The following is a 21,571-nucleotide window of genomic DNA, read 5'->3' as shown; positions in this document are numbered from 1 at the left end:
GCCCACTCGGCTGTGCTATATCGGTTGCAAATGAAAATGGGAGAGAGAGAATCATGGCCAATTTCGATCTTGTCATTCGCGGCGGCACCATCGTCGACGGAACTGGCGAACCGCGCTTTACCGGCGATGTCGCGATCAAGGACGGGTTGATTGCGCAGGTCGGCGAAATCACCGGTTCGGGCGCGGACGAAATCGATGCCTGTGGCATGGTGATCACCCCCGGCTTCGTCGACATCCATACGCATTATGACGGGCAGGCCACATGGGACCAGGAAATGGCCCCCTCGAGCTGGCACGGCGTCACAACGGTCGTGATGGGCAACTGCGGGGTCGGCTTTGCACCGGCGCGGCCCGACAAGCACGAATGGCTGATCCAGTTGATGGAGGGGGTCGAGGACATTCCCGGAACCGCGCTTGCCGAAGGTATCACCTGGGAGTGGGAGAGCTTTCCCGAATATCTCGACGCGCTGGAAAAACTGCCGCGCACGGTCGATGTCGGCACCCATGTCCCGCACGGCGCGGTGCGCGCCTACGTCCTGCAGGAACGCGAAGAGCCGGGCGCTGTCCCGACAGAAGACGAGATCGCGCAGATGGCGCAGATCGTGGAAGACGGCGTGCGCGCCGGTGCGCTCGGATTCTCGACCAGCCGCACGGTGCTACACAAGGACGTCAACGGTGTGCTGGTGCCGGGCACAACGGCCAATGCCGACGAACTGGTCGAACTCGGTCGGGCCATGGGCCGCGCCGGCCACGGCGTGTTCGAAATGGCCAGCGACCTGCGGCGCGAGTGGAACGAATTTTCGTGGATGGGCGATCTCAGCCGCGAGACCGGCCTGCCCGTCACCTTCGCCGCATTGCAGAGCATTGCCAAGGAATTGCCGCTCGACGAGCAGATCGAAACCATGCGCGCCGAGAACGATAACGGCGCCAATATCGTCGCCCAGATCGCGCTGCGCGGAAACGGCATAATCATGGCCTGGCAGGGCACGGTGCATCCCTTCGTCCTCCGCCCCAGCTGGAAGGCCATCGCTGAACTATCCTGGGGGGAACAGAAGGCCAAGTTGCTGGACCCGGCGTTTAAGGCGCAGCTTCTGGGCGAAGCAAACGACTATTCCGAGGTTGCCGAGGACACCAAGGAAGTCGTCTTTGCCCTCACCAATGGCTGGGGCCTGATGTTCGAGATGGACGAGGATTTCGATTACGAACCGCCGCAGGATGCAACCGTCCAGGCCCGGGCCGGTGTGGCAGGGACCGATCCGCAGGATTTCGCCTATGAAATGCTGTGCCGCGACGATTGCAAGGGCTTCATCTACTTCCCCATACTCAATTATGCCGACGGCGACCTCGAATTCCTGCTCCCACTCCAGCACAGCGACGACACGGTCAATTCACTGTCTGATGGCGGCGCGCATTGCGGGACGATCTGCGACGCCGCCTCTCCCACATTCATGCTCCAGCACTGGGTCCGCGATCGGCGGCGGGGAGAGCGCATCAGCCTCGAAAACGCCGTCAAGCGGCAGTGCCACGACACGGCGCGGCTCTATGGACTGGAGGATCGCGGGGTTCTCGCGCCAGGCTATCTGGCCGATCTCAACATCATCGACATGGATGCGCTCAAGCTTGGCAAGCCATGGCTCGCCTTCGACCTCCCGGCCGGCGGCAGGCGGTTGCTACAAAAGGCCGATGGTTATGTCGCGACGATCAAGAATGGCGAAATCACTTTCCGCAACGGCGAATGGACTGGCGCAGCGCCCGGCGGCCTCATTCGCGGACCACAGCGGGTGGAAATGCTCGAAGCCGCAGAATGAGTGCATGCAGTCCGAGGAGGCCCCGTCCTCCCCGCTTCAGCTACCCGACCCAGCTTCCGGAGAGAGACAAATCATGAAAGCAATTCGCACAGGCGCAACGCCGTCCACGCTTGACGCGCTTGAACTGGTTGACGTGGACGACGCGCCAGCGCCCAGTCCCGGCGAGATCACCGTCCGGCTGCGGGCCAGTTCGCTGAATTATCACGATTATGCCGTGGTCAAGGGAATGATCCCCACCGCACCGGGCCGCATCCCGATGTCCGATGGCGCCGGAGAAGTTACCGCTGTCGGCGATGGAGTGACCGAATATGCCGTCGGCGACATGGTCGTCTCGACCTTTTTCCCTGACTGGCTCGATGGTGCTCCTCCGACGACAGCTTTCACCCGAGTCCCCGGCGACGGGATCGACGGCTACGCGCGCGAGAGCGTTACGGTGCCAACGCACTGGTTCACTCGCGCACCCGCGGGTTACAGCGCCGCGCAGGCGGCCACGCTCACCTGCGCAGGACTGACGGCGTGGCGTGCACTCTTCGTCGATTATGCACTCAAACCAGGCGACACCGTGCTGGTACAGGGTACGGGCGGCGTATCCATATTCGCGCTGCAACTGGCCAAGGCCGCCGGAGCAAACGTAATTGCTACCAGCTCGTCCGACGAAAAACTGGAGCGGGTGAAAGCCCTCGGCGCCGATCACGTCATCAACTACAAACAGGTCGAGGCGTGGGGACCCAAGGCGCTCGAGATGACCGGTGGTCGCGGGGTCGATTGCGTGGTCGAGGTCGGCGGGCCCGGCACACTCGACCAATCAATGCTGGCGGCGCGGATTGGCGGGCATATCGCGCTGATCGGTGTTTTGACCGGTGTCGCAGGGCCAGTTCAAACCGCGCTATTGTTCTCCAAGAACTTGACCGTGCAGGGCCTAACGGTCGGCAGCCGCGCGATGCAACTCGACATGATTGCAGCGTTCGAGGCAAATGGGCTGGAACCGGTGATTTCCGATCACTTCGCGCTCGCCGATCTGGCCGATGCCTTCCGCCACCAGGAGGCGAACAGGCATTTCGGCAAGATCTGCGTCGATATCTAGCGCCGCCTATTAGGGCTCGATAACAATCCCGATGGAGGGGTCGACCGTCCCGCCAAGAATCTCGAGATAGGCTGTTCGGGCTGCCTCCAGCCCCTGGCGTTTCTCGACTGTCACGGTGTCGCCGACTGCATCGAGGAAATAATGCCAGCTTTCGGCGATCTGACGTCCGGCGCCTTCCGGCCCCAGTTCCTTAAACAGCGCCACCGCGTGGTCAGGTGCAAAAAACAACGTCGGGGTTGGACCGGGTAGGTCGCCGATAGATGCCTGGCCTCCCCCACGCTGCTCGACATGGGTCGCGCCGACGAGGCAGGAGTATTTCAGCGCATCGCCAAAATGACGGTGCAGCTCGGCCAGGAGGCCCGCATTGCCGGCGAAATCGACCGACACGCTGGCTTCGTGCCCAAGCGAACCGACATCGTCATAGGCGACCACCGCATCATAGAGGTCCGTGCCCTGGACGAAATCCACATTGCCGGCTGAGGTCAGCCCGATCCGCCTGACGTCAGGCGAACGCTGTCGAGCGACTGCGGCGAGGCCGAGGGCAGTCTTGGAGGATGCGCTGGTGAGAATGACCTGATTCGCACCGAACCAAGCTTCGTTGCGCATGAAGTACTCGATCAGGAAACCGGTCTTGAACAATGGACCAAAGATCATGCGCTCACTCTCGCGGGCCGGATCATGTTCGGGATCGGCTGCAAGCCGCGAATACTGGTTGTAGATCGGGCTCATCGGCTGGCGATGTTCCGCGCTGTCGATGAAGCCACTCTTGGAAACATTGCCCGGTACGACGTCGAGATGCGTCGCCATCGGAAGGTAGCCATAGACCCTTTCGCCCACGGCGATCTCGGGATGCTGGCTTTCGATGACCTTCGCATGACCCCACATCGGCACGATGCCGTGGCCATCGTCGGCAGGGAAGAAGTTCCAGTAACCGAAACCGTCACCAACCACTGCATAGGTGATATTATTGGCCGTGACCGAGAAACTCTCGATTTCGAGCCGCGCCGCGCCATCTGGCAAAGTGCCCTGCTCGAAGTCGGCGATATGCGTGGTGGCGAGTTGGTCCTTCTGGACGTGGACGGCTTGGGGCATCGAAAGGTCTCCTCTAGGTCGCGAAAAGCAACCTAGCCGGACCATTGGATTGATGCGAGCCTAGACTTTGCCTGTGTTCACTAAGCGCGGGTAGCTACACCCGCATCGGCATCAGGACGTAAAGCGCCGGGCTGTTCTCGTCCTTGCGAATGAGCGTCGGTGCGCCGGCATCGGCGAGGTGCAATTCCACCATATCGCTGTCGATCTGGGCGAGAATATCCTTGAGGTAGTTGGCATTGAAACCAATCTCGAGGCTCTCGGCGCTGTATTCTGCCGACAGTTCCTCTGCCGCCGTTCCATTGTCCGGCGAGGTGACCGACAGCGTGACCTTGTCCGTGTCCAGCCCCATTTTGACTGCGCGGGTCTTCTCGGTGGCGATTGTGGCGACACGGTCCACACCATCGAAAAAGCTCTTCGGATCAACCTTGAGCAACTTGTCGTTACCGGTCGGGATGACGCGGCTGTAATCGGGGAAGGTGCCGTCGATCAGCTTGGAGGTGAGCACGGTGCCGCCCTCTCCGCCAAGTGTGAAGCGGATCTTGCTGGCCGACAGGTCGACGAGGACATTGCCGTCCATCCGCTCTTCCAGCAGCTTGCGCAGCTCGGCAACGGCCTTACGCGGCACGATGACGTCGGGCATGCCTTCGGCGCCATCGGGCCGAGCAATGGTGTAGCGTGCCAGGCGGTGGCCATCTGTGGCAGCGGCCTTGAGCACCGGTTCATCTTCATCCGAAACATGGAAGAAAATGCCGTTAAGGTAATAGCGCGTTTCCTCGGTGCTGATCGCGAAGCGGGTACGATCGATCAATTCTGCCAGCGTGCGCGCAGGAATTTCAAAGCGGGTCGGCAGATCGCCCTCGACGATGACGGGGAAATCATCTTTCGGCAGCGTGGGCAACTGGAAGCGGATGCGTCCCGCCTTCACCGTCATCCGGTTGTCGGCTACCTCCAGGCTAACTTGCGAACCATCGGGCAGCTTGCGCGCGATATCGAACAGCAGATGCGCCGAGACTGTGGTCGCGCCAGCGGTTTCGACGCTCGCGGCTTCGACGCTTTCGACCACTTGGAGGTCAAGATCGGTCGCCATCACCTTGACCGCGTTGTCAGTGCTCGCCTCGATCAAGATGTTGGACAGGATCGGTATAGTGTTGCGTCGTTCGACAACCGACTGGACGTGGGAGAGGCAACGAAGCAGCGTTGCACGTTCGATGGTGGCCTTCATCGGTGATACTCTCGTTTCAAGGGCGCCCGCAGGTCACGATTTCCCCACCGGAATCGCCCCGGGCGCCGGGAAAAATGCCCTTAAACCCTAGCGCACCTGCAACGCCTCGCAAGGAGTTAGAGCCTAGGGACCGGATTCCTTGGGGATAACCCGGCGACGAAAGCGATTTTCGGGCGGTTTCAGGCGCTCACCATCGCCATGCCGCCATTTACGTGCAGCGTCTGACCGGTGACATAGCCTGCTTCCTTGCTGGCGAGATAGGCCACAGCAGCCCCGATATCCTCGCCCTCGCCCATCTTCGCCATCGGAATACGAGCATTGATGGTGGCTTTCTGGTCGTCGGTAAGCTGTTCGGTCATGGCGGTCCGGATGAAGCCCGGAGCCACGCAGTTGACGGTAATTCCGCGGCTTGCCAGCTCTTGCGCCAGCGCCTTCGACATGCCTGTCAGGCCGGCCTTCGAAGCGACGTAATTTATCTGCCCGGGATTGCCGGTCGCGCCAACGACGCTGGTGATCGAGACGATTCGGCCAAACTTGGCCTTCATCATCGGCCGGGCAGCGGCGCGCATCAGGCGAAAGCTCGATTCAAGATTGATGCGGATGACCTCGTCCCATTCCTCGTCTTTCATCCGCATGGCGAGGTTATCGCGCGTGATACCGGCATTGTTGACGAGGATGTCCATCCGCCCGAGTGTGTCCATCGTCGCGGGGATCAGTTCCTCGACCTGCTTGGTGTCGGACAAGTTGCAGGTGATCTCGACATGGTCGTGACCAAACTCGTCGTTAAGTTCTTCGCGGAAGGAGCGCAGCTTGGAAGCGTTGGATCCCGAAAGCGCCAGCCTCGCCCCTTGCCGGGCAAGTGCGCGGGCGATCGAGGAGCCGATCCCGCCGCTGGCCCCGGTTACGAGCGCGGTCATACCTTCAAGACTGAACATCAGTTGATCTCCTTCGCAAGCGCTTCGAGGTCTTCCATCGTGACTGCGCAATTTACGGCGACCTCACGGTCGATTCGACCAACCATCGGGCCTAGGACCTTGCCGCCCAACTCGACGAAATGGTCGACGCCTGCAGTCCGCATGGCCAGCACGCTTTCGCGCCAGCGGACACGGCCGGTGACCTGTTGCACCAGCAGTTCGCGTTCCTCGGCGGCGTCGTGCACCTGCGCAGCGGTCACATTGGCATAGACCGGCAAGGTAAAGCTGTGCGGCGGCGTATCAGCGAACGCCTCGGCCATGGCATCGGCGGCCGGCTGCATCAACGAACAGTGAAACGGAGCCGAGACCGGAAGAAGGACGCCGCGCTTAATGCCATGATCCTTGACCATCTCGACCGCCCGTTCGATCGCCCCCCGGTGACCCGAAATGACGACTTGGGTAGGATCGTTGTCATTGGCGATTTCGCACACTTCACCTTGCGCTGCGGCCTCGGCCAGCGCGCTCGCCTTGTCGATGTCAGCACCGAGCAGCGCAGCCATGGCTCCTTCGCCCACCGGCACCGCTGCCTGCATCGCCTGGCCGCGCAGCTTGAGCAACCGCGCCGTGTCCGTGAGCGAGAATGCCCCGGCAGCGCACAGCGCAGTGTATTCGCCAAGCGAGTGGCCGGCGACGCAATCACCCTTGTCGGCCAGCGAGATGCCAAATTCGTGCTCCAGCACGCGCAGCGTAGCGATGGCGTTGGCCATGATTGCCGGTTGCGCGTTCTCGGTCAGAGTCAGATCAGCCTCGGGCCCGTCGCGCATGATCGAACTGAGCGTCTGGCTGAGCGCCTCGTCGACTTCCTCAAACACTTCGCGGGCGGCGCTGCTGGCATCGGCAAGGTCGCTTCCCATGCCGACTTTCTGGCTGCCCTGTCCCGGAAAGATAAATGCGCGCATCTGTAATCTCCTGTCCTCTGGCGGGCGGTTAAGAGCCTCGCGGCGGACTCGCAACCCCGAACGGGACAACATGGTTGTCGGCCGTGTGACCGATCCTGGCTCGGCCGAGATAGGGAATACCGGCCCTGTCGCACCAGAACTTGGCGATTTCTTCCGGCGTCTGGCCGAATTCGCGGTCGTTTTCGGGCACGTCCGTCACCGCGCCAAGCCGTAGCCCTGCGAGGCGCGGCAGTGTGTTGGCGAGACTGAAAAACATCCGATCGATGGCGTAAAGATGCTCACTCACCTCCTCGACCATCACGATATGGCCGGAAAGATCCGGCAGAAGCGGGGTGTCGACAAGCATGGCCAGTGTGATGAGGTTAAAGGCAACGGTCGGTGTTTTGCCATCGACCGATGGCTCGACCCCGCTGGCATCGCCGGAAAACCAGTTGAGCACACGCCGTAGCGCAGTGCGTCCGCTTTCGCTGCGAGCACTGACCGGCATGGAGCCGTGGACCGGCTGGCCAATGCCCGCCTGGTAGAGGGCGGCGAGTAGGTAACCCATGTCGGAAAAGCCGACATAGGTCTTCTCTCGCGCGGCATCGTTCATCCGTACGATAGCGGCCTGTGCAATACGGTTTGAACCGTAACCGCCCTTGGCGAACCAGACCGCATCAAATTCAGGATTGTTGGCGCATTCAACCAGCGCGCTTAGCCGGGTAAGGTCATCTCCTGCATAATGCGCATGGCTGGCGAAGCATTGTTCATGAAACCACACCGAATGCTGCGGGGATTCGGCGGCGACGAATTTCTCCATCGCAGCCGCGTGGTCGCGGGTAATCGGAGTAGCTGGCGCACAGATCGCAATGCGGGTCATGGGAAAAGCCTCTAGCATCCGCTTCACAAAGTGCCACTCCCTGCGTAACCGCTTGCCCATGACCGAACAGCACGACCCGAATGCAGATCCGACTGCCAATCTACTTGGCCGCCCGTGGTTCTTCTGCGGCATAGGCGGATCCGGAATGCAGCCGCTGGCTGCAATTCTCAAGGGCCGCGGCGCCGAAGTCGCCGGCTCGGACCGCAGCTTCGACCAAGGTCGGTCGCCGGAGAAGTTTGCCGCACTCGAACGGCAGGGTTTTGCGCTTTTCCCACAAGACGGCAGCGGCATTACCCGCGCGGATCAAGTGCTGGTAGCTAGCGCGGCGGTAGAAGACAGCGTGCCCGAAATGGTGCGCGCAAGGGAATTGGGCGTTCCGCGCATGACGCGGGCGCAACTCAACGCGGCGCTGTTCAATTCGGCAAAATCAGGAGTGGCGGTTGCGGGGACGAGCGGCAAGTCGACCGTGACCGGCATGCTTGGCTGGATCCTGCACCATGCCGGACGCGAACCGACCATCATGAACGGCGCGGTGATGAAGAATTTCGTCAGTGACGACCGTCCTTTCGCCAGCGCGGTGGTGGGCGGCAATGAGATATATGTCTCGGAAGTCGACGAGAGCGACGGCTCGATCGCGCTCTACCGCCCGGAAGTTGGCTTGCTGCTCAATGTCAGCCTCGACCACAAGAGTATGGAGGAATTGCGTGCGCTGTTCAGCGATTACCTCGCGGCTTCGCGCCATCCGGTTGTCAATTCCGACGACGCCGAGGCCCTTGCACTGGCGCGGGACTTACCCGGCATCCTTACATTTGGCATCGATGCGGATGACGCGGCAATCGCGATCAAGCCCGGCAGCCAAGCCGATGGGCCGGTCCGCCAGGCCGCGTTGGTGGTGGATCGCCGCGATGGGAGCGAGCATCCGCTGGTCCTCAATATGCCTGGCAGGCACAATCTTTCCAACGCGCTCGCCGCCATCGCCGGAGCGAGTGCAGCTGGCGTTCCAGTGGCGGACGCAGTGGAAGCGCTGGCGCAATTCAAAGGGCTGGCACGCCGGTTTGATATCGTCGGAACGAGCGCTTCAGGGGTAACCGTGATCGACGATTTCGGCCACAACCCGGAAAAATGCGCTGCTACCTTGCGCACGCTCAAGACCCATCCTGGCCGCGTGTTCGCCTTCTTCCAGCCGCATGGCTACGGCCCCTTGCGCCAGATGGGCGCGGAACTGGCCGAGACCTTCGCCCGCGAACTGGGTCCCGATGACCTGACCCTTTTGTGCGACCCGGTCTATTTCGGCGGCACCGTCGACCGCAGCGAAGGCAGCGAACGGATTGTAGACCTGATCGCCAGGGCTGGCGGAAAGGCGTTGCATATCAACACCCGCGAGGGCTGCGGCGATTTCCTCGTCGCCAATGCGCGCAGCGGTGACCGGATCGTGGTGATGGGCGCACGCGATGATACGCTGAGTGAATTTGCGGCGTCGATCCTCGCTCGGCTGGGCTGAAACCCGCCGCGATCGCTGGCAAACACGGCTTGCATTACCCGCCGATCCCGCTATGTGCGCCCCTTCGCTGGCCACGGGCCGTGCGAATACGAAGAAAGCCGGAGGGGCCCCGCAATGGTGCGGATCAGCCAGCGATCGGCATTACAGTGTGAAGGAACGCGAGATGGCTCTGTATGAGCATATCTTCCTCGCGCGTCAGGATCTGAGCCAGTCTCAAGTCGACGCGCTGGCGGCTACCGCTACCGAGATTATCGAAAAGAACGACGGCAAGGTCACCAAGACCGAGACCTGGGGCCTCAAGAACCTGGCCTACAAGATCGACCGCAACCGCAAGGCTCACTTCGTGATGCTCAACATCGAGGGCCCCGGCAGTGTCGTGGCTGAACTCGAGCGTCAGACGCGCATCAACGAAGACGTCATCCGCTACATGACCGTTCGTGTCGATGAACACGAAGAAGGTCCGAGCGTGATGATGCGCAAGAACGACCGCGACAAGAAGCGTCGCAGCGACCGCGAGGAGCGTAACTGATGGCCCGTCCGTTTTTCCGTCGCCGCAAGACTTGCCCGTTCTCGGCCAAGAATGCGCCCAAGATTGACTACAAGGATACGCGTCTGCTGCAGGGCTTCATGTCCGAACGTGGCAAGATCGTCCCCAGCCGCATCACCGCCGTCAGCGCGAAAAAGCAGCGTGAACTCGCCAAGGCGATCAAGCGCGCGCGCCACATCGGCCTGCTGCCCTACATCGTGAAGTAAGGGAGAAGACACCATGGATATCATTCTCCTCGAACGGATCGGCAATCTCGGCTCGATCGGTGACGTTGTCACCGTGAAGGACGGCTACGCTCGCAACTTCCTGCTCCCGCAGAAGAAGGCCTTGCGCGCAAACGAAGCCAACAAGAAGGTCTTCGAAGCCAACCGTGAACGTCTCGAAGCCGAAAACGCCGAGAAGCGCAGCGATGCTGAAAAGCAGGGCGAAAAGATCGCAGGCACCGAAATCGTGCTGATCCGCGCCTCGTCAAACGCCGGCCAGCTTTACGGCTCGGTCAGTGTTCGCGACATCGTTGTCGGCCTCGCCGACAAGGGTCACGAAGTTGACAAGAAGCGCGTCGTGATGGGCAGCCCGATCAAGACCATCGGTATGCACGATGTCACCATCGCGCTGCACCCGGAAGTCGAAGTCACCGTCAAGGCCAACGTCGCACGCAGCGATGACGAGGCCGAACTGCAGAGCCAGGGCGTCGACGTTCTCGCCCAGCTGTTCGAAGACGAGCAGAAGGAAATCGAGGAAGCGGCCGCGTCCAACCAGACCGATCCGACCCTCGAGCCTGGCGAGATCCCCGCCGAGCTGCTCGAAGACGGCGTCAGCACGCCCGAAGACATGACCGAAACCGAAGCCAAGGTCGAAGCGACCGCTCCGGAAGGTGACGAGGAAACCAACGAAGGCTGATAATCGTCTCCATCGGTTCGAGAATGGGGCGCGAAGCGAAAGCTTCGCGTCCCTTTTCTTTGCCCTGCTGTTCTTTCCGCTTTGACAATTGCGCGCTACATGCGCTCCCAATGGAAAATATAGACACGATTCTGGCGGAACTTGTCCGCCTCTACGACGAGGCCACAGAGCGCCTCAGATCCGACATCCTGGCATTCGCGCGCGACGGGCGTCTGCCCAGCAAGGCGCGCCGTAGTGACGGCTCCTACGCCTACCCCGAACTGCGGCTGGTCTATCGTGGCGGGCCGTTGCTGGCAGAGCAGGGCCGTGCCTTTGGCCGGCTCAACGACAGCGGCACCTACGCCACCACCGTGACGCGTCCGCGGCTGTTCGCCGATTACCTGCGCGAGCAGCTGGAACTGATCCGCGAGGACCACGAGGTCGAAATCGAAGTGCGCCCATCGCGCCAGGAAATGCCCTTCCCTTACGTCCTGGATGGCGAAGCGGGGGCCGAACTGGCTGGCATTTCACCGCAGGAAATCGCGCGCCATTTCCCCCATACAGATCTTGCCGATATCGGCGACGAACTGGCCGATGGTATCGAGCTCGAGGGACCGGATGCCATCATTCCGCTAAGCCTGTTCGACGGGCTGCGGACCGATTTCAGCCTCGCCCGCCTGGCCCATTACACTGGCACCGCGCCCGAGCATTTCCAGCGCTACATCCTGTTCACCAATTATCACCGCTACGTCGATGAATTCGTCGACTGGGCGGGCGAGCAATTGGGATCGAATGGCTACACTGCGTTGGCTGGCGCAGGTGGTCTGTTCATCGACAAGGCGACCTCGAACGCGCGCGCCCAGCTGTCCGACACCGCATGGCGGCGGCACCAGATGCCGGCCTATCACCTGATCGGCGAAGGCGATGCGGGCATCACGCTGGTCAATATCGGCGTCGGCCCGTCCAACGCCAAGACGATCTGCGACCACCTCGCGGTGCTGCGGCCCGAGGCGTGGCTGATGATCGGCCATTGCGGCGGATTGCGCGGCAGCCAGCGGATCGGCGACTACGTCCTCGCCCACGCATATCTGCGCGACGATCACGTACTCGACCCCGTCCTGCCGCCCGAGATCCCCTTGCCCGCCATTGCCGAGGTCCAGCAGGCGCTAATCGGCTCTGCGGTCGAAGTCAGCGGCGAGACCGGCGCCGACCTCAAGAAGCGCATGCGCACTGGTACCGTCGTCACCACTGACGACCGCAACTGGGAGCTTCGATACACAACCTCGGCCCGGCGCCTGTCGCTCAGCCGCGCAGTCGGTATCGACATGGAAAGCGCCACCATCGCCGCTCAGGGCTATCGCTTTCGCGTTCCCTACGGCACGCTGCTGTGCGTTTCCGACAAGCCGCTCCACGGCGAGATCAAGCTGCCGGGACAGGCCAACAAGTTCTACGAGGAGGCGATTGCCGCCCACCTCCAGATCGGCATCGGCGCGATCGACAAGATGCGCAAGGAAGGCCAGCGCCTGCACAGCCGCAAGCTGCGCGCCTTCAACGAGCCGCCGTTCCGGTGAGCGATACGCCCGACCGCTCGCGCTCGATCGCTGGCCGGGTGGCCATCGTCACTGGCGCGGCAAGCGGGATGGGCCGGGCCACGGCAAAACTGTTCGCTGACGAGGGCGCGATGGTCGCCGTCACCGACCTCGACCTTGCGGCATGCGAAGACGTGGTGACGCAGTGCGGCGCAAACGCCCGCGCCTATGCACTCGACGTAGCGGACAAGGATGCAATCGAGCGCGTCGTCGCGCAGATCGCGGAGGATTTTGGCGCGATCGATATCCTCGTCAACAATGCCGGGGTGTCGTGTTTCTGTCCGCTCGATGCCGAGGATTATGACGATATCTGGCACCGCGCCGTGGCGGTGATGCTGACCGCGCACCAGCGCATGGTGCGCGCCGCCCTGCCCCATCTACGCCGCAGCGACGCCGCCCGCATAGTCAACATCGCCTCGACCGAAGGCCTGGGCGCGACACGCGGCGACACGCCCTATGTCGCAGCCAAGACCGGGGTAACGGGGCTGACACGCGGCCTCGCGGTCGATCTTGGGCAGGAAGGCATCACGGTGAACTGCATCTGCCCTGGCCCGATCCGCACCGCGATGACCGATCCCGTGGCCGACGAATACAAGGTCATCTTCGCCCGCCGCCGCACCGTGCTCAATCGCTATGGCGAGCCCGAGGAAGTGGCGCACATGACGCTGTCACTGGTGCTCCCGGCCGCGAGCTACATCACCGGCGCGGTGATCCCGGTCGATGGTGGCCTGATGGCGCGGAATGCTTGAGGTCCGATTGTGGGTGGTAAGCGGACATTTGTTGCTCAGACCCCTACGTTCTCGGTGAATGTCCCGAGGATACCGATCAAGACTGACATTGCGAACGTGCCCATCATCATCCGCGCTGTCGAAAAATCGGCTCCGAAGAAGACGTCTACGCCTATCATCAAAGGGAAGATGAGCCAGCCAAGACAGAAATAGCGAACACCACGTTTTGGATTGAAGTCCCAGAATTTATCCGGAGCGTTCGTTCGGTCGTAGAAGGCGACAACGAAGGCCGCGCACAATGAAATGACATAAGCCAATCGCCAGAGCGGGTCCCAGTCGTCCTGTGAGATGCCCTCAGTGTAACTCACGCCTCCGCCCATCAACAAAAGTAGGCAGAGTGTAACGATGCCCGCCAGTTTGCGTGGATTTATGGTGCCCATAACATTGGCTTAGCCTGTTTCTTCCAATGACAGCAAACGGGTCGTTAGCAGACGCTCACCCCTTGCCCTTGGTCTTGGTCTTTCCTGCCTTGGCATTGCCTTCGATGAATTCGATGATCATGCCGGCGATATCCTTGCCGGTGGCAGTTTCGATGCCTTCGAGGCCGGGGGATGAATTGACTTCCATGATCACCGGGCCGTGATTGCTGCGCAGCAGATCCACGCCGCATACATTCAGGCCCATCGCCTTGGCCGCGCGTACGGCAGTGCTGCGTTCTTCGGGCGTGATCTTGATAAGCTGGGCGCTGCCGCCGCGGTGGAGGTTGCTGCGGAACTCGCCCTCGGCCCCCTGCCGCTTCATCGCCGCGACCACCTTGCCGCCGACGACCAGGCAGCGGATGTCCGATCCGCCCGCTTCCTTGATGAATTCCTGCACCATGATGGCGATGTTGGCCCCGCGGAACGCCTCGATGATCGAGGCGCCGCCCTTTAGCGTTTCGGCCAGCACCACGCCGATGCCCTGCGTTCCCTCGAGCAGCTTGATCACCACCGGCGGGCCATTGACCGCTTTGATGATCTCCTCGGCCTGCTTGGGATCGTTGGCGTAGGCCGTCAGCGGCAGGCCGAGGCCGTATTTGGCCATGATCTGGGTCGAACGCAGCTTGTCCCGGCTGCGGCCGATGGCGACGCTTTCGTTCAGCGACCAGACGCCGCCCATTTCGAACTGGCGCAGCACCGCGAGGCCGTAACTGGTGATCGAGGCACCGATGCGCGGGATTACCGCCTCATACCCCTTCAGGGTCTCGCCGCGATACATGATGGTCGGCCGGTGACTGGCGATGTTCACCGTGCACCGCGTGGTGTTGAGGATATCGAGCGTGTGCCCGCGTTTCTCTGCAGCCTCGACCAATCGCTTGTGCGAATAGAGGTTCGGATTGCGGGCGAGCATTGCGATCTTCATTTCAATAGCCTCTTTCGCTCTTCTGCGCTCGACTGGAGATAGCTACGTCCCGAATCGACCAGGAATCGGCGGCGCAGTGCCGTCCGGCCAATCAGGATGGGGAATTTCATATCACTTCGATCGGTCAGGGAGAACTCCGCCGGAAAGCGGGTTTCCCCCAGTTCGACCCAGGCCTTGATGATGAAGCGTTCTTCCGCCTCGCCATTGGAACTGGTGACCACGCGCTTGTCGGCGCGCGGGACCTCGACCGTGACGGGCTGGACTCGCTGGTGGCCGAGATCAAGCAGGAAGCGGACCATGCGATGCCCGTCGCGGTCGAAGCGTTCGATTGCCAGGGCGTGGAGCGACGATGTGCGCGCGCCGGTATCGATCTTGGCCGCGATACGTACATCGGTCAGGTCGGGCAGCGCGACCATCTCGCGCCAGCCGACCGTCTGAAGCTTGGGCTTAACTGCCATTGCGGCCCGTTTCGGGCGCGAGGATCGCCAGACCGTCACCATCCTCGCCCACGGCGAAGCGACGCAGGACCTTGCCGCTGGCATAGTCGACCTCGGCCACGGTGTTGGAGCCTGTCTCGGCAGCATAGATGCGATTACCGTCGTGCGACCACACGATCGTGACCTGGAAGCGTTGTTCGGCCTGCGCAGCCCCGCCAATCGGGATCGAGCGGCTGAAGTTCCCGCTTTCAAGATCGATCACGCTCAGTCCACCATCCTGCAAATCGGACGTGATCGCGACATCGCCCTGCGGCCGGATCGCCAGCCGCAGCGGAAATTGGCCAACGTCGATCCGTTTCCGGACCTCCATGGTGGCAGGATCGACGGCGAAGACCTCGTTCGATCCGCGCGCCGAAACCCACAGCGTGGTCCCGTCCGCTGACAGTGCAATCCCTTCGGGCTCGTCGCCCATCCTGGCCGAGAGAGGGTCCGCGCCGCCATCCAGATCGACCTTGGTGACCGTGCCGGCAACCATGTCGGCGGTCCACGCAGTCAGGCCATCCGCCGACACCGCCAACATATGGCTACCGCGCTCATTGGTGCCAAATTCGCGCACCTGCGGCTCGCCGGTCGGCTGCACGATGCGGAACAGCGATTGGCGGCCCTCGGCGGTGACGTAGATATCGCCATTGCCGTGCCACACTATCCCGTGCGGACGCGCGGCCGCACCCAGTTCAATGCTGCGGAACAGCGCCAGGTCCTTCGTGTGGAAGATGTCGACCGAAGTTCCGCCATAACAGCCGACTGCGACGAAACCGCCGTCCGGAGAGACTGCGAGTTCGTGCGGCGTGCTGCAACTTTCGACGCGCTGGACCTCCTCACCGGTGGCGAGGTCAACCTTGCTCAGCGTGTCCTCGCCCTTGTTGGTGACGAACAGCACGTGTCCGGCCAATGCCGGGTCAGCCACCACTTGCGACGGCGGCAGGTCGGCCGCTGCCGGCGAACAGGCCAGCAGCAGACCGAGAACTGCAACGACAGGAGCGATACGGATCAAGGAACCTACCAGCCCTGCGGCTTGCCGCGATTCTGTTCCTCGAGCCACGTCATTAGCGGAGCGAAATACTCGATCATCGCCTCCCCGCTCATTTCACGGCTGCCGGTGAAGGCTTCCAATGCGTCGGGCCAGGGCTGGCTCGCACCCATTTCGAGCATGGCGCCCAGCTTCTTGCCAACTTCTTCGTTGCCGTAGAAGCTGCAGCGGTGCAGCGGCCCATCCCAGCCAGCCTGGTCGCAGGCGGCCTTGTAGAACTGGAACTGCAGCACGCGGGCGAGGAAGTAGCGGGTGTAAGGCGTGTTGCCCGGGATGTGATATTTCGCGCCCGGATCGAAGGCATCGGCAGGACGCGCGACCGGCGGAACAATGCCCTGGTAATCGGTCCGCAGCTTGGTCCAGGCCTGGTTGTACTGCGCAGGTTTGATCGAGCCATCGAACACGCCCCAGCGCCACTTGTCGACCAGATGGGCGAACGGCAGGAACGCGACCTTGTCCATCGCCTGGCGCAGCAGCAGGCCGATATCCTTGTCGGCGCTGGGCACCTGCGACTGCTCCAGCATGCCGATCTCGACCAGGTAGTCAGGCGTGATCGACAAAGCGATCATGTCGCCAATCGCTTCGTGGAAGCCGTCGTTCGCGCCGTTGAGATGCAGGAAATCCTGCTGGTTGTAGGCGCGCTGGTAGTAATTGTGACCAAGTTCGTGATGGATCGTGATGAAGTCGTCGCCATTGCGCTTGATGCACATCTTGATGCGGATATCGTCCTTGTTGTCGATATCCCAGGCGCTTGCATGGCATACCACTTCGCGGTCGGCCGGCTTGGTAAACTGGCTGCGGGTCCAGAATGTCTCGGGCAGCGGCTCGAAGCCCAGCGAGCTGAAGAACTGCTCGCCAATCTTGACCATCTTGATCTCGTCGAGCTTCTTTTCCTCGATCAGCGCGGTCAGGTCGTAGCCGATGTCCCCTGCCCCCTTGGGTGCGACGAGCGGGTAGATGTTGCCCCATTCCTGGGCCCACATATTGCCCAGCAGATCGGCCCGGATCGGCCCAGTGGCGGGCTGTATGGCATCGCCGTGTTTCTCGTTGAGCTTGGCACGGACATAGGTGTGCAGCGCCATGTAGAGCGGCTTCACCTGCTCCCACAGTTTCTCTTTTTCGACTGCGAATTCTTGCGCGCTCATGTCGTAATTGGACCGCCACATGGCTCCGGTGTCGGAAAAGCCCAGTTCCTTCGCGCCCTGGTTGGCAATCTCGACCATGCGGACGTATTCGCCCTTCATCGGCGCACCGACCTGGTCATGCCAGCTAGCCCACATTTCAGCGAGTTCGGCCGGGGTGCGTTCGAGATTGCCCATCTCGGCTTCGATATCGCTGCCGTTGATCGGCTTGCCGTTGAGCGTGCCCTTGCCCTTGCCGTATTGGCTGTTGAGGCTGGTAGCGATGGAGTTGAGCTCGGTCGCCGCGCCGTCTGCGGTCGGTGCCGGCAGGACTATCCCGGTCGCCAGCATGTTCAACTTGCGCGCAACCTCAGGGGCTAGGCCGTCGATCGCGGCATATTTCGCCGCTTCGAGCGCGTACTTGACCGATTTCTCCGTCCCGACCGCGCCGACTTGCGCGGCCAATGCGTCGGTATCTTCGGTAATGTAGGTGGAGTTGACCCAGTGCACCCGTGAGGCTTCGACCGAATAGTCGAACAGGTCGGCCTCGACCATCGCCACCCAATCGGCGGCGCCTTGCGGGGTCATCGGAAACGCGGTGTCGGTCTTGGCTTCGGTAGCTGTGCGCTCATGGGCTTGAACAGGGGTAGACATGACCAAGGCTAGCGCGGTGAACGCGGGAGCAAGCATCTTCATCGTGACATCTCTCTCAATCGGGGATTGTTGTTGCGATTGATGCCGGTTTGGACCGCGCGCACGCCTTAATCAAGCATCTCTCTGTCGAGAGTCACTCCAGTCGATCACCAGTGCGTTCAAGGGCAGGATAAAACACATTATCCAGGTAACCAACTTGGGGTAGTGCATGGCCTTGGCCAGCGCGGCCATCTCGTCGTCGCCCTGCCCTGCCCTCAATTGCTGGAACTGCATAATGGTCTCGGTAAGGTCGCTGGCCAGGAAGATAACTGCCGCAATTGCGGTAACTATTCCGATAGTGCGCAGCCAGCCTCTCCCGTGGCGACGGTAGTACATACCAGCCATCAGGCTTCCCGTTCCAAACAGGATGATGAAGAAGAAATCAGCGATCATCGCGACCATCGCGCTTTCGTAAACGCCTGCAAAGGCCCATTCACGCTGGATGTAATCGACCCGTGCGGCATTGCCTGCGGTTTGATGCGCGACAATTCCCTCGGGCACGCTCGCCAGGGTCAAAGGCATGTGCAGGCTTATCGCTACCACGAAGGCCACCAAGCCGCTAAGCCACACCAAGACGAAGCGGCGCCGCGTTATCATTCGGTGTCTCTCAGCCACTCGGCGATGGCCCTGCCCAACTCCGGCTTTGTCACGCTCGACATGTGGGTACCGGGCACTTCGACATAGGTCGCCTCGGGAAGCAACGCGGCCAGCTCGACGGCCGAGCCATTGTCGCGATCCTCGTCCCCGCACACGACGAGCGTCGGCATCGCAACCTTGCCCAACATGGCAAGATCCATGTCTGGCAACGTCTGCAACAGCATGCGGGCAGCGACCCTGTCGATCCTCTGGCTCTTGAGAAACTGGCGAGAGAAATAGGCTGGATCATCGCGACCGATTGTATCGAACTCGTCGATCACCCGCAAAAAGTGTGCCGAGCGCTTCGACCACTCCCCAAGGCCCGCTGTTCCCATCCCGCCGATGACCAGCCGTTGCGGGTGCAACACGCCTTGCGCGACAGCATGAAGCGAAGTGCGCGCACCGAGCGAGAACCCACCCAGCACATAATCTTCCAGCCCAAGGTGATCGACCAGCGCGGCGATATCGCGCACCAGAACGTTTTGCGGATACTTGCTCTGATCGTGCGGCGCATCGCTGCCGCCGTGGACCCTGAAATCGAGCATGAGAACCTCGTATCCGGCCTCTGCGATCGCTTCGGCATGGCCCCACTTGATCCAGTTCATTTCGGCGCTGGAAAAGAGGCCGTGCAGCAATACAAATGGTCGCCCGCTGCCAATGCGATGCAGCGCCAATTGGGTACCGTCAAAGGACGCGAAATGCTCTGTCTTCGGTCCGATCATCGCTTGGTGAGCCCACGCTGCTCCATGCGCCAAATGACCATCTCGATGCGGTCCTGGCCGAAGAATGGTTCGCCCTCGAACACCAATGTCGGCACGCCCCAATGGCCCGAGGCCTCGAGCGCCTCTTGGTTGCCGGCGATTTCGGCGTCGAGTGTTTCGGTTCCCCTTTTCATCTCATCGTCCAGTTCGAGGAAGTCCAGACCCGCCTCCTCGCATGCGGCATACATGGGTTTCTCATGGTGCCAATTTTCTTCACCGCCCCAGATGCGTTTGCCCATTTCATGCGCGAATGCGACACCTTTGCCTCTTCGCGCAGCGGCCTGACCCATGCGAGTGACGTAGCGGATATAGGGCTGCTCGGCGGCTATTTTGCGCGTGGCAGTATCCTGCACGATCGGATCGGGGCGCGGCGGGCCGAAGGCAATGCCGTGAAACTGCGCCACCCGCATCATGTCGCGCATGGTATAGCCGAGCCAGTTGGGATGGTTGCGCTCGAAGAAATCAGGCTGGCGCATAGCCAGCGGCCACACGGGTCGCAGCGCGATGTCGAGATCGTATTCCTCGCTCATTGCGCGGTAACGGCCCACGGCGAGATAGCTGTAGGGCGAACGAAAGCTGAAATAGAGATCGGCAGTCAGGATCGTTCTTCCTCCTCAGCGAAAGAAGCAGTTGGTCCCCGCATAAAGCCCGGACACCGCATCTTCGTCAAGGAAACCGCCGAGCTGATCGCCGACGGCAAACTCTTCGCCGAGCGTGCTCTCTTCCAGCGCCGAGAATCCGCTCATCGCCATCACTTCATCGCGCGCTGTGCCCACGGTCGGGCCGCCTGCGATGGTGATGGCCGGGTTGGGCTGGTCGAAAAACCATCCCACCAGACTGCCATCCTGGAAGTTGACCGTCAGACCACCGTCGAACTTGGTGAAATCCATCGGTCCCGCGCCGCATTCGTCGTTGGACAGCCTGCCGGATGGTTCCCCGAGCATCCTCACGAGAGCATATTCCACTTCGGACCGTCCCGCAGCGAACAGGAATGCCTCAGCTCCGGCCGCCAAGCCATCACCTCTCAGAACCACCGCATCCTCGCGCACGGGCTCGGCCTGACCCTCAGCCTGCGACTTTTCCGCCGGCGACGGGACATCGCTGCCGCATGATGCGAGCGCGAAAGCGCCAGCCAGCCACAACGGGCCAAATCCCCACCTGCCCATGGCCCCTATCCTTTCTTGAGATGCCGACTGCCGAGAAGTTCGGCGATCTGCACGGCGTTCAATGCCGCACCCTTGCGCAGATTATCGCTCACGCACCACAGGGTCAGCCCGTTGTCGACCGTCGGGTCTTCGCGCACGCGGCTGATGTAGGTTGCGCTGTCGCCGGCGCATTCGACAGGCGTGACATAGCCCTCGTCCTCGCGCTTATCGATGAGCATGATCCCGGGCGCCTCACGCAGGATGTCCTGTGCTTCCTTGGCCGAAATCTCTTTCTCGAACTCGATATTGACCGCCTCGGCGTGGCCGACGAACACCGGCACACGCACGCAGGTGGCGTTGAGCTTGATCTTGGGGTCGAGGATTTTCTTGGTCTCGACCACCATCTTCCACTCTTCCTTGGTCGAACCATCGTCCATGAAGACATCGATATGCGGGATGACGTTGAAGGCGATCTGCTTGGTGAAGGTGTTCGGCTGCACCGAGTCCCCGACGAAGATCGCTCGGCTTTGTTCGAACAGCTCGTCCATGCCCGCTTTCCCCGCACCAGAAACCGACTGGTAGGTGCTGACGACGACGCGCCTGATCGTCGCCGCATCGTGCAACGGCTTCAAGGCCACGACCAGCTGCGCGGTCGAGCAGTTGGGATTGGCAATGATGTTCTTCTTCTTGTAGCCTTCGATCGCGTCCGGATTAACCTCGGGCACGATTAGCGGCACGTCCGGATCCATCCGGTAGTAAGACGAATTGTCGATCACGACGCAGCCTGCCGCAGCCGCTTTGGGGGCATATTCCCTGGCCACCCCAGAACCTGCGGAAAACAGCGCGATATCCCACCCTGCCCAGTCAAAATGCTCGATGTTCTTGCATTTGAGCATCTTGCCGGTGTCGCCGAATTCGACCTCGGAACCGTGCGACCGCGAGGAAGCAACCGCTGCGACTTCGTCACAGGGAAACTCGCGCTCGGCGAGAACCTGCATCATTTCCCGACCGACATTTCCGGTCGCCCCAACCACGGCTACGCGATAGCCCACTGCATTTCTCCAAGACTGCTATGAAGGCGAGATAGCGATTGCCGCCCCGCCCA

23 protein-coding genes are annotated in these 21,571 nt (G+C 61.6%); 8 read left to right on the top strand and 15 right to left on the bottom strand.

The window, feature by feature from the left end; all coding sequences use genetic code 11:
- Positions 1-53 precede the first annotated feature (53 nt).
- Positions 54-1,808: an N-acyl-D-amino-acid deacylase family protein gene (locus ACXYL9_RS06645; protein ID WP_459038793.1), complete on the top strand. Its 1,755-nt coding sequence runs from the start codon at positions 54-56 to the stop codon at positions 1,806-1,808.
- Positions 1,809-1,881: 73 nt separating this feature from the next.
- Positions 1,882-2,892: a zinc-dependent alcohol dehydrogenase family protein gene (locus ACXYL9_RS06640; protein ID WP_459038792.1), complete on the top strand. Its 1,011-nt coding sequence runs from the start codon at positions 1,882-1,884 to the stop codon at positions 2,890-2,892.
- A gap of 9 nt (positions 2,893-2,901) precedes the next feature.
- On the opposite strand, the gene ACXYL9_RS06635 is transcribed toward ACXYL9_RS06640, so the two are convergent.
- The 5 genes from ACXYL9_RS06635 to ACXYL9_RS06615 form a co-directional block, all read right to left on the bottom strand.
- Entirely contained in the window at positions 2,902-3,984 is a 1,083-nt protein-coding gene (locus tag ACXYL9_RS06635; RefSeq protein ID WP_459038791.1) for a DUF2855 family protein, read from the bottom strand.
- 94 nt (positions 3,985-4,078) lie between these two features.
- The gene (gene dnaN, locus ACXYL9_RS06630; RefSeq protein WP_459038790.1) at positions 4,079-5,206 is read right to left on the bottom strand and encodes a DNA polymerase III subunit beta; all 1,128 of its coding nucleotides are present in this window, start codon (positions 5,204-5,206) and stop codon (positions 4,079-4,081) included.
- A gap of 179 nt (positions 5,207-5,385) precedes the next feature.
- Positions 5,386-6,141, bottom strand: a complete 756-nt coding sequence (fabG, locus tag ACXYL9_RS06625; RefSeq protein ID WP_459038789.1) for a 3-oxoacyl-[acyl-carrier-protein] reductase — start codon at positions 6,139-6,141, stop codon at positions 5,386-5,388.
- On the bottom strand, positions 6,141-7,079 hold the full coding sequence (gene fabD, locus ACXYL9_RS06620; protein WP_459038788.1) for an ACP S-malonyltransferase: 939 nt from the start codon (positions 7,077-7,079) through the stop codon (positions 6,141-6,143). Before fabD ends, fabG begins: the two co-directional genes overlap by 1 nt.
- 28 nt (positions 7,080-7,107) lie before the next feature.
- Positions 7,108-7,938, bottom strand: coding sequence for an LD-carboxypeptidase (locus ACXYL9_RS06615; RefSeq protein WP_459038787.1), 831 nt, complete (start codon positions 7,936-7,938; stop codon positions 7,108-7,110).
- A 58-nt stretch (positions 7,939-7,996) separates the two neighbouring features.
- Between ACXYL9_RS06615 and ACXYL9_RS06610 the strand changes: the two genes are divergently transcribed.
- The 6 genes from ACXYL9_RS06610 to ACXYL9_RS06585 all read left to right on the top strand — a co-directional run bounded on the left by ACXYL9_RS06610 (position 7,997) and on the right by ACXYL9_RS06585 (position 13,203).
- Complete coding sequence (locus tag ACXYL9_RS06610) at positions 7,997-9,439, top strand: glutamate ligase domain-containing protein (RefSeq protein WP_459038786.1); 1,443 nt, start codon at positions 7,997-7,999, stop codon at positions 9,437-9,439.
- A gap of 163 nt (positions 9,440-9,602) precedes the next feature.
- Positions 9,603-9,968, top strand: a complete 366-nt coding sequence (gene rpsF / locus ACXYL9_RS06605; RefSeq protein ID WP_459039871.1) for a 30S ribosomal protein S6 — start codon at positions 9,603-9,605, stop codon at positions 9,966-9,968.
- Entirely contained in the window at positions 9,968-10,192 is a 225-nt protein-coding gene (gene rpsR / locus ACXYL9_RS06600) for a 30S ribosomal protein S18 (RefSeq protein WP_011414399.1), read from the top strand. The genes rpsF and rpsR overlap by 1 nt, the downstream gene beginning before the upstream one ends.
- 13 nt (positions 10,193-10,205) lie before the next feature.
- The gene (gene rplI / locus ACXYL9_RS06595) at positions 10,206-10,886 is read left to right on the top strand and encodes a 50S ribosomal protein L9 (protein WP_459038785.1); all 681 of its coding nucleotides are present in this window, start codon (positions 10,206-10,208) and stop codon (positions 10,884-10,886) included.
- A 110-nt stretch (positions 10,887-10,996) separates the two neighbouring features.
- Positions 10,997-12,436, top strand: coding sequence for an AMP nucleosidase (locus ACXYL9_RS06590; protein WP_459038784.1), 1,440 nt, complete (start codon positions 10,997-10,999; stop codon positions 12,434-12,436).
- On the top strand, positions 12,433-13,203 hold the full coding sequence (locus ACXYL9_RS06585) for an SDR family NAD(P)-dependent oxidoreductase (RefSeq protein WP_459038783.1): 771 nt from the start codon (positions 12,433-12,435) through the stop codon (positions 13,201-13,203). Before ACXYL9_RS06590 ends, ACXYL9_RS06585 begins: the two co-directional genes overlap by 4 nt.
- A gap of 35 nt (positions 13,204-13,238) precedes the next feature.
- Here ACXYL9_RS06585 and ACXYL9_RS06580 read toward each other — a convergent pair whose 3' ends face one another.
- From ACXYL9_RS06580 to ACXYL9_RS06535, 10 genes are all read right to left on the bottom strand, one after another.
- Positions 13,239-13,622 (bottom strand): hypothetical protein, encoded by a 384-nt coding sequence (locus tag ACXYL9_RS06580; RefSeq protein ID WP_459038782.1) that lies wholly within the window; start codon positions 13,620-13,622, stop codon positions 13,239-13,241.
- Positions 13,623-13,677: 55 nt separating this feature from the next.
- Positions 13,678-14,583 (bottom strand): 30S ribosomal protein S6--L-glutamate ligase, encoded by a 906-nt coding sequence (gene rimK, locus ACXYL9_RS06575; RefSeq protein ID WP_459038781.1) that lies wholly within the window; start codon positions 14,581-14,583, stop codon positions 13,678-13,680.
- Positions 14,580-15,041 carry an ATP-dependent zinc protease family protein gene (locus tag ACXYL9_RS06570; protein WP_459038780.1) on the bottom strand — a complete coding sequence of 154 codons (462 nt, stop codon included), beginning with the start codon at positions 15,039-15,041 and terminating at the stop codon, positions 14,580-14,582. Before ACXYL9_RS06570 ends, rimK begins: the two co-directional genes overlap by 4 nt.
- A complete protein-coding gene (locus tag ACXYL9_RS06565) occupies positions 15,031-16,074 on the bottom strand; it encodes a YncE family protein (RefSeq protein WP_459038779.1) in 1,044 nt (347 codons plus the stop codon). The genes ACXYL9_RS06570 and ACXYL9_RS06565 overlap by 11 nt, the downstream gene beginning before the upstream one ends.
- A 5-nt stretch (positions 16,075-16,079) precedes the next feature.
- The gene (locus ACXYL9_RS06560; RefSeq protein WP_459038778.1) at positions 16,080-17,885 is read right to left on the bottom strand and encodes a M2 family metallopeptidase; all 1,806 of its coding nucleotides are present in this window, start codon (positions 17,883-17,885) and stop codon (positions 16,080-16,082) included.
- Positions 17,886-17,996: 111 nt separating this feature from the next.
- The gene (locus tag ACXYL9_RS06555; protein WP_459038777.1) at positions 17,997-18,521 is read right to left on the bottom strand and encodes a hypothetical protein; all 525 of its coding nucleotides are present in this window, start codon (positions 18,519-18,521) and stop codon (positions 17,997-17,999) included.
- Positions 18,518-19,282, bottom strand: a complete 765-nt coding sequence (locus tag ACXYL9_RS06550; protein ID WP_459038776.1) for an alpha/beta fold hydrolase — start codon at positions 19,280-19,282, stop codon at positions 18,518-18,520. The genes ACXYL9_RS06555 and ACXYL9_RS06550 overlap by 4 nt, the downstream gene beginning before the upstream one ends.
- Positions 19,279-19,923: a DsbA family protein gene (locus ACXYL9_RS06545; RefSeq protein ID WP_459039870.1), complete on the bottom strand. Its 645-nt coding sequence runs from the start codon at positions 19,921-19,923 to the stop codon at positions 19,279-19,281. Before ACXYL9_RS06545 ends, ACXYL9_RS06550 begins: the two co-directional genes overlap by 4 nt.
- 12 nt (positions 19,924-19,935) lie before the next feature.
- Positions 19,936-20,487: an aspartate-semialdehyde dehydrogenase gene (locus tag ACXYL9_RS06540; protein ID WP_459038775.1), complete on the bottom strand. Its 552-nt coding sequence runs from the start codon at positions 20,485-20,487 to the stop codon at positions 19,936-19,938.
- 5 nt (positions 20,488-20,492) lie between these two features.
- Entirely contained in the window at positions 20,493-21,518 is a 1,026-nt protein-coding gene (locus ACXYL9_RS06535) for an aspartate-semialdehyde dehydrogenase (protein WP_459038774.1), read from the bottom strand.
- Positions 21,519-21,571: the final 53 nt, after the last annotated feature.

Source organism: Qipengyuania sp. CAU 1752 (assembly GCF_054482615.1).
Note: the sequence above shows the minus strand (reverse complement) of the source record. Positions and strands in the feature narration are given on the sequence as shown.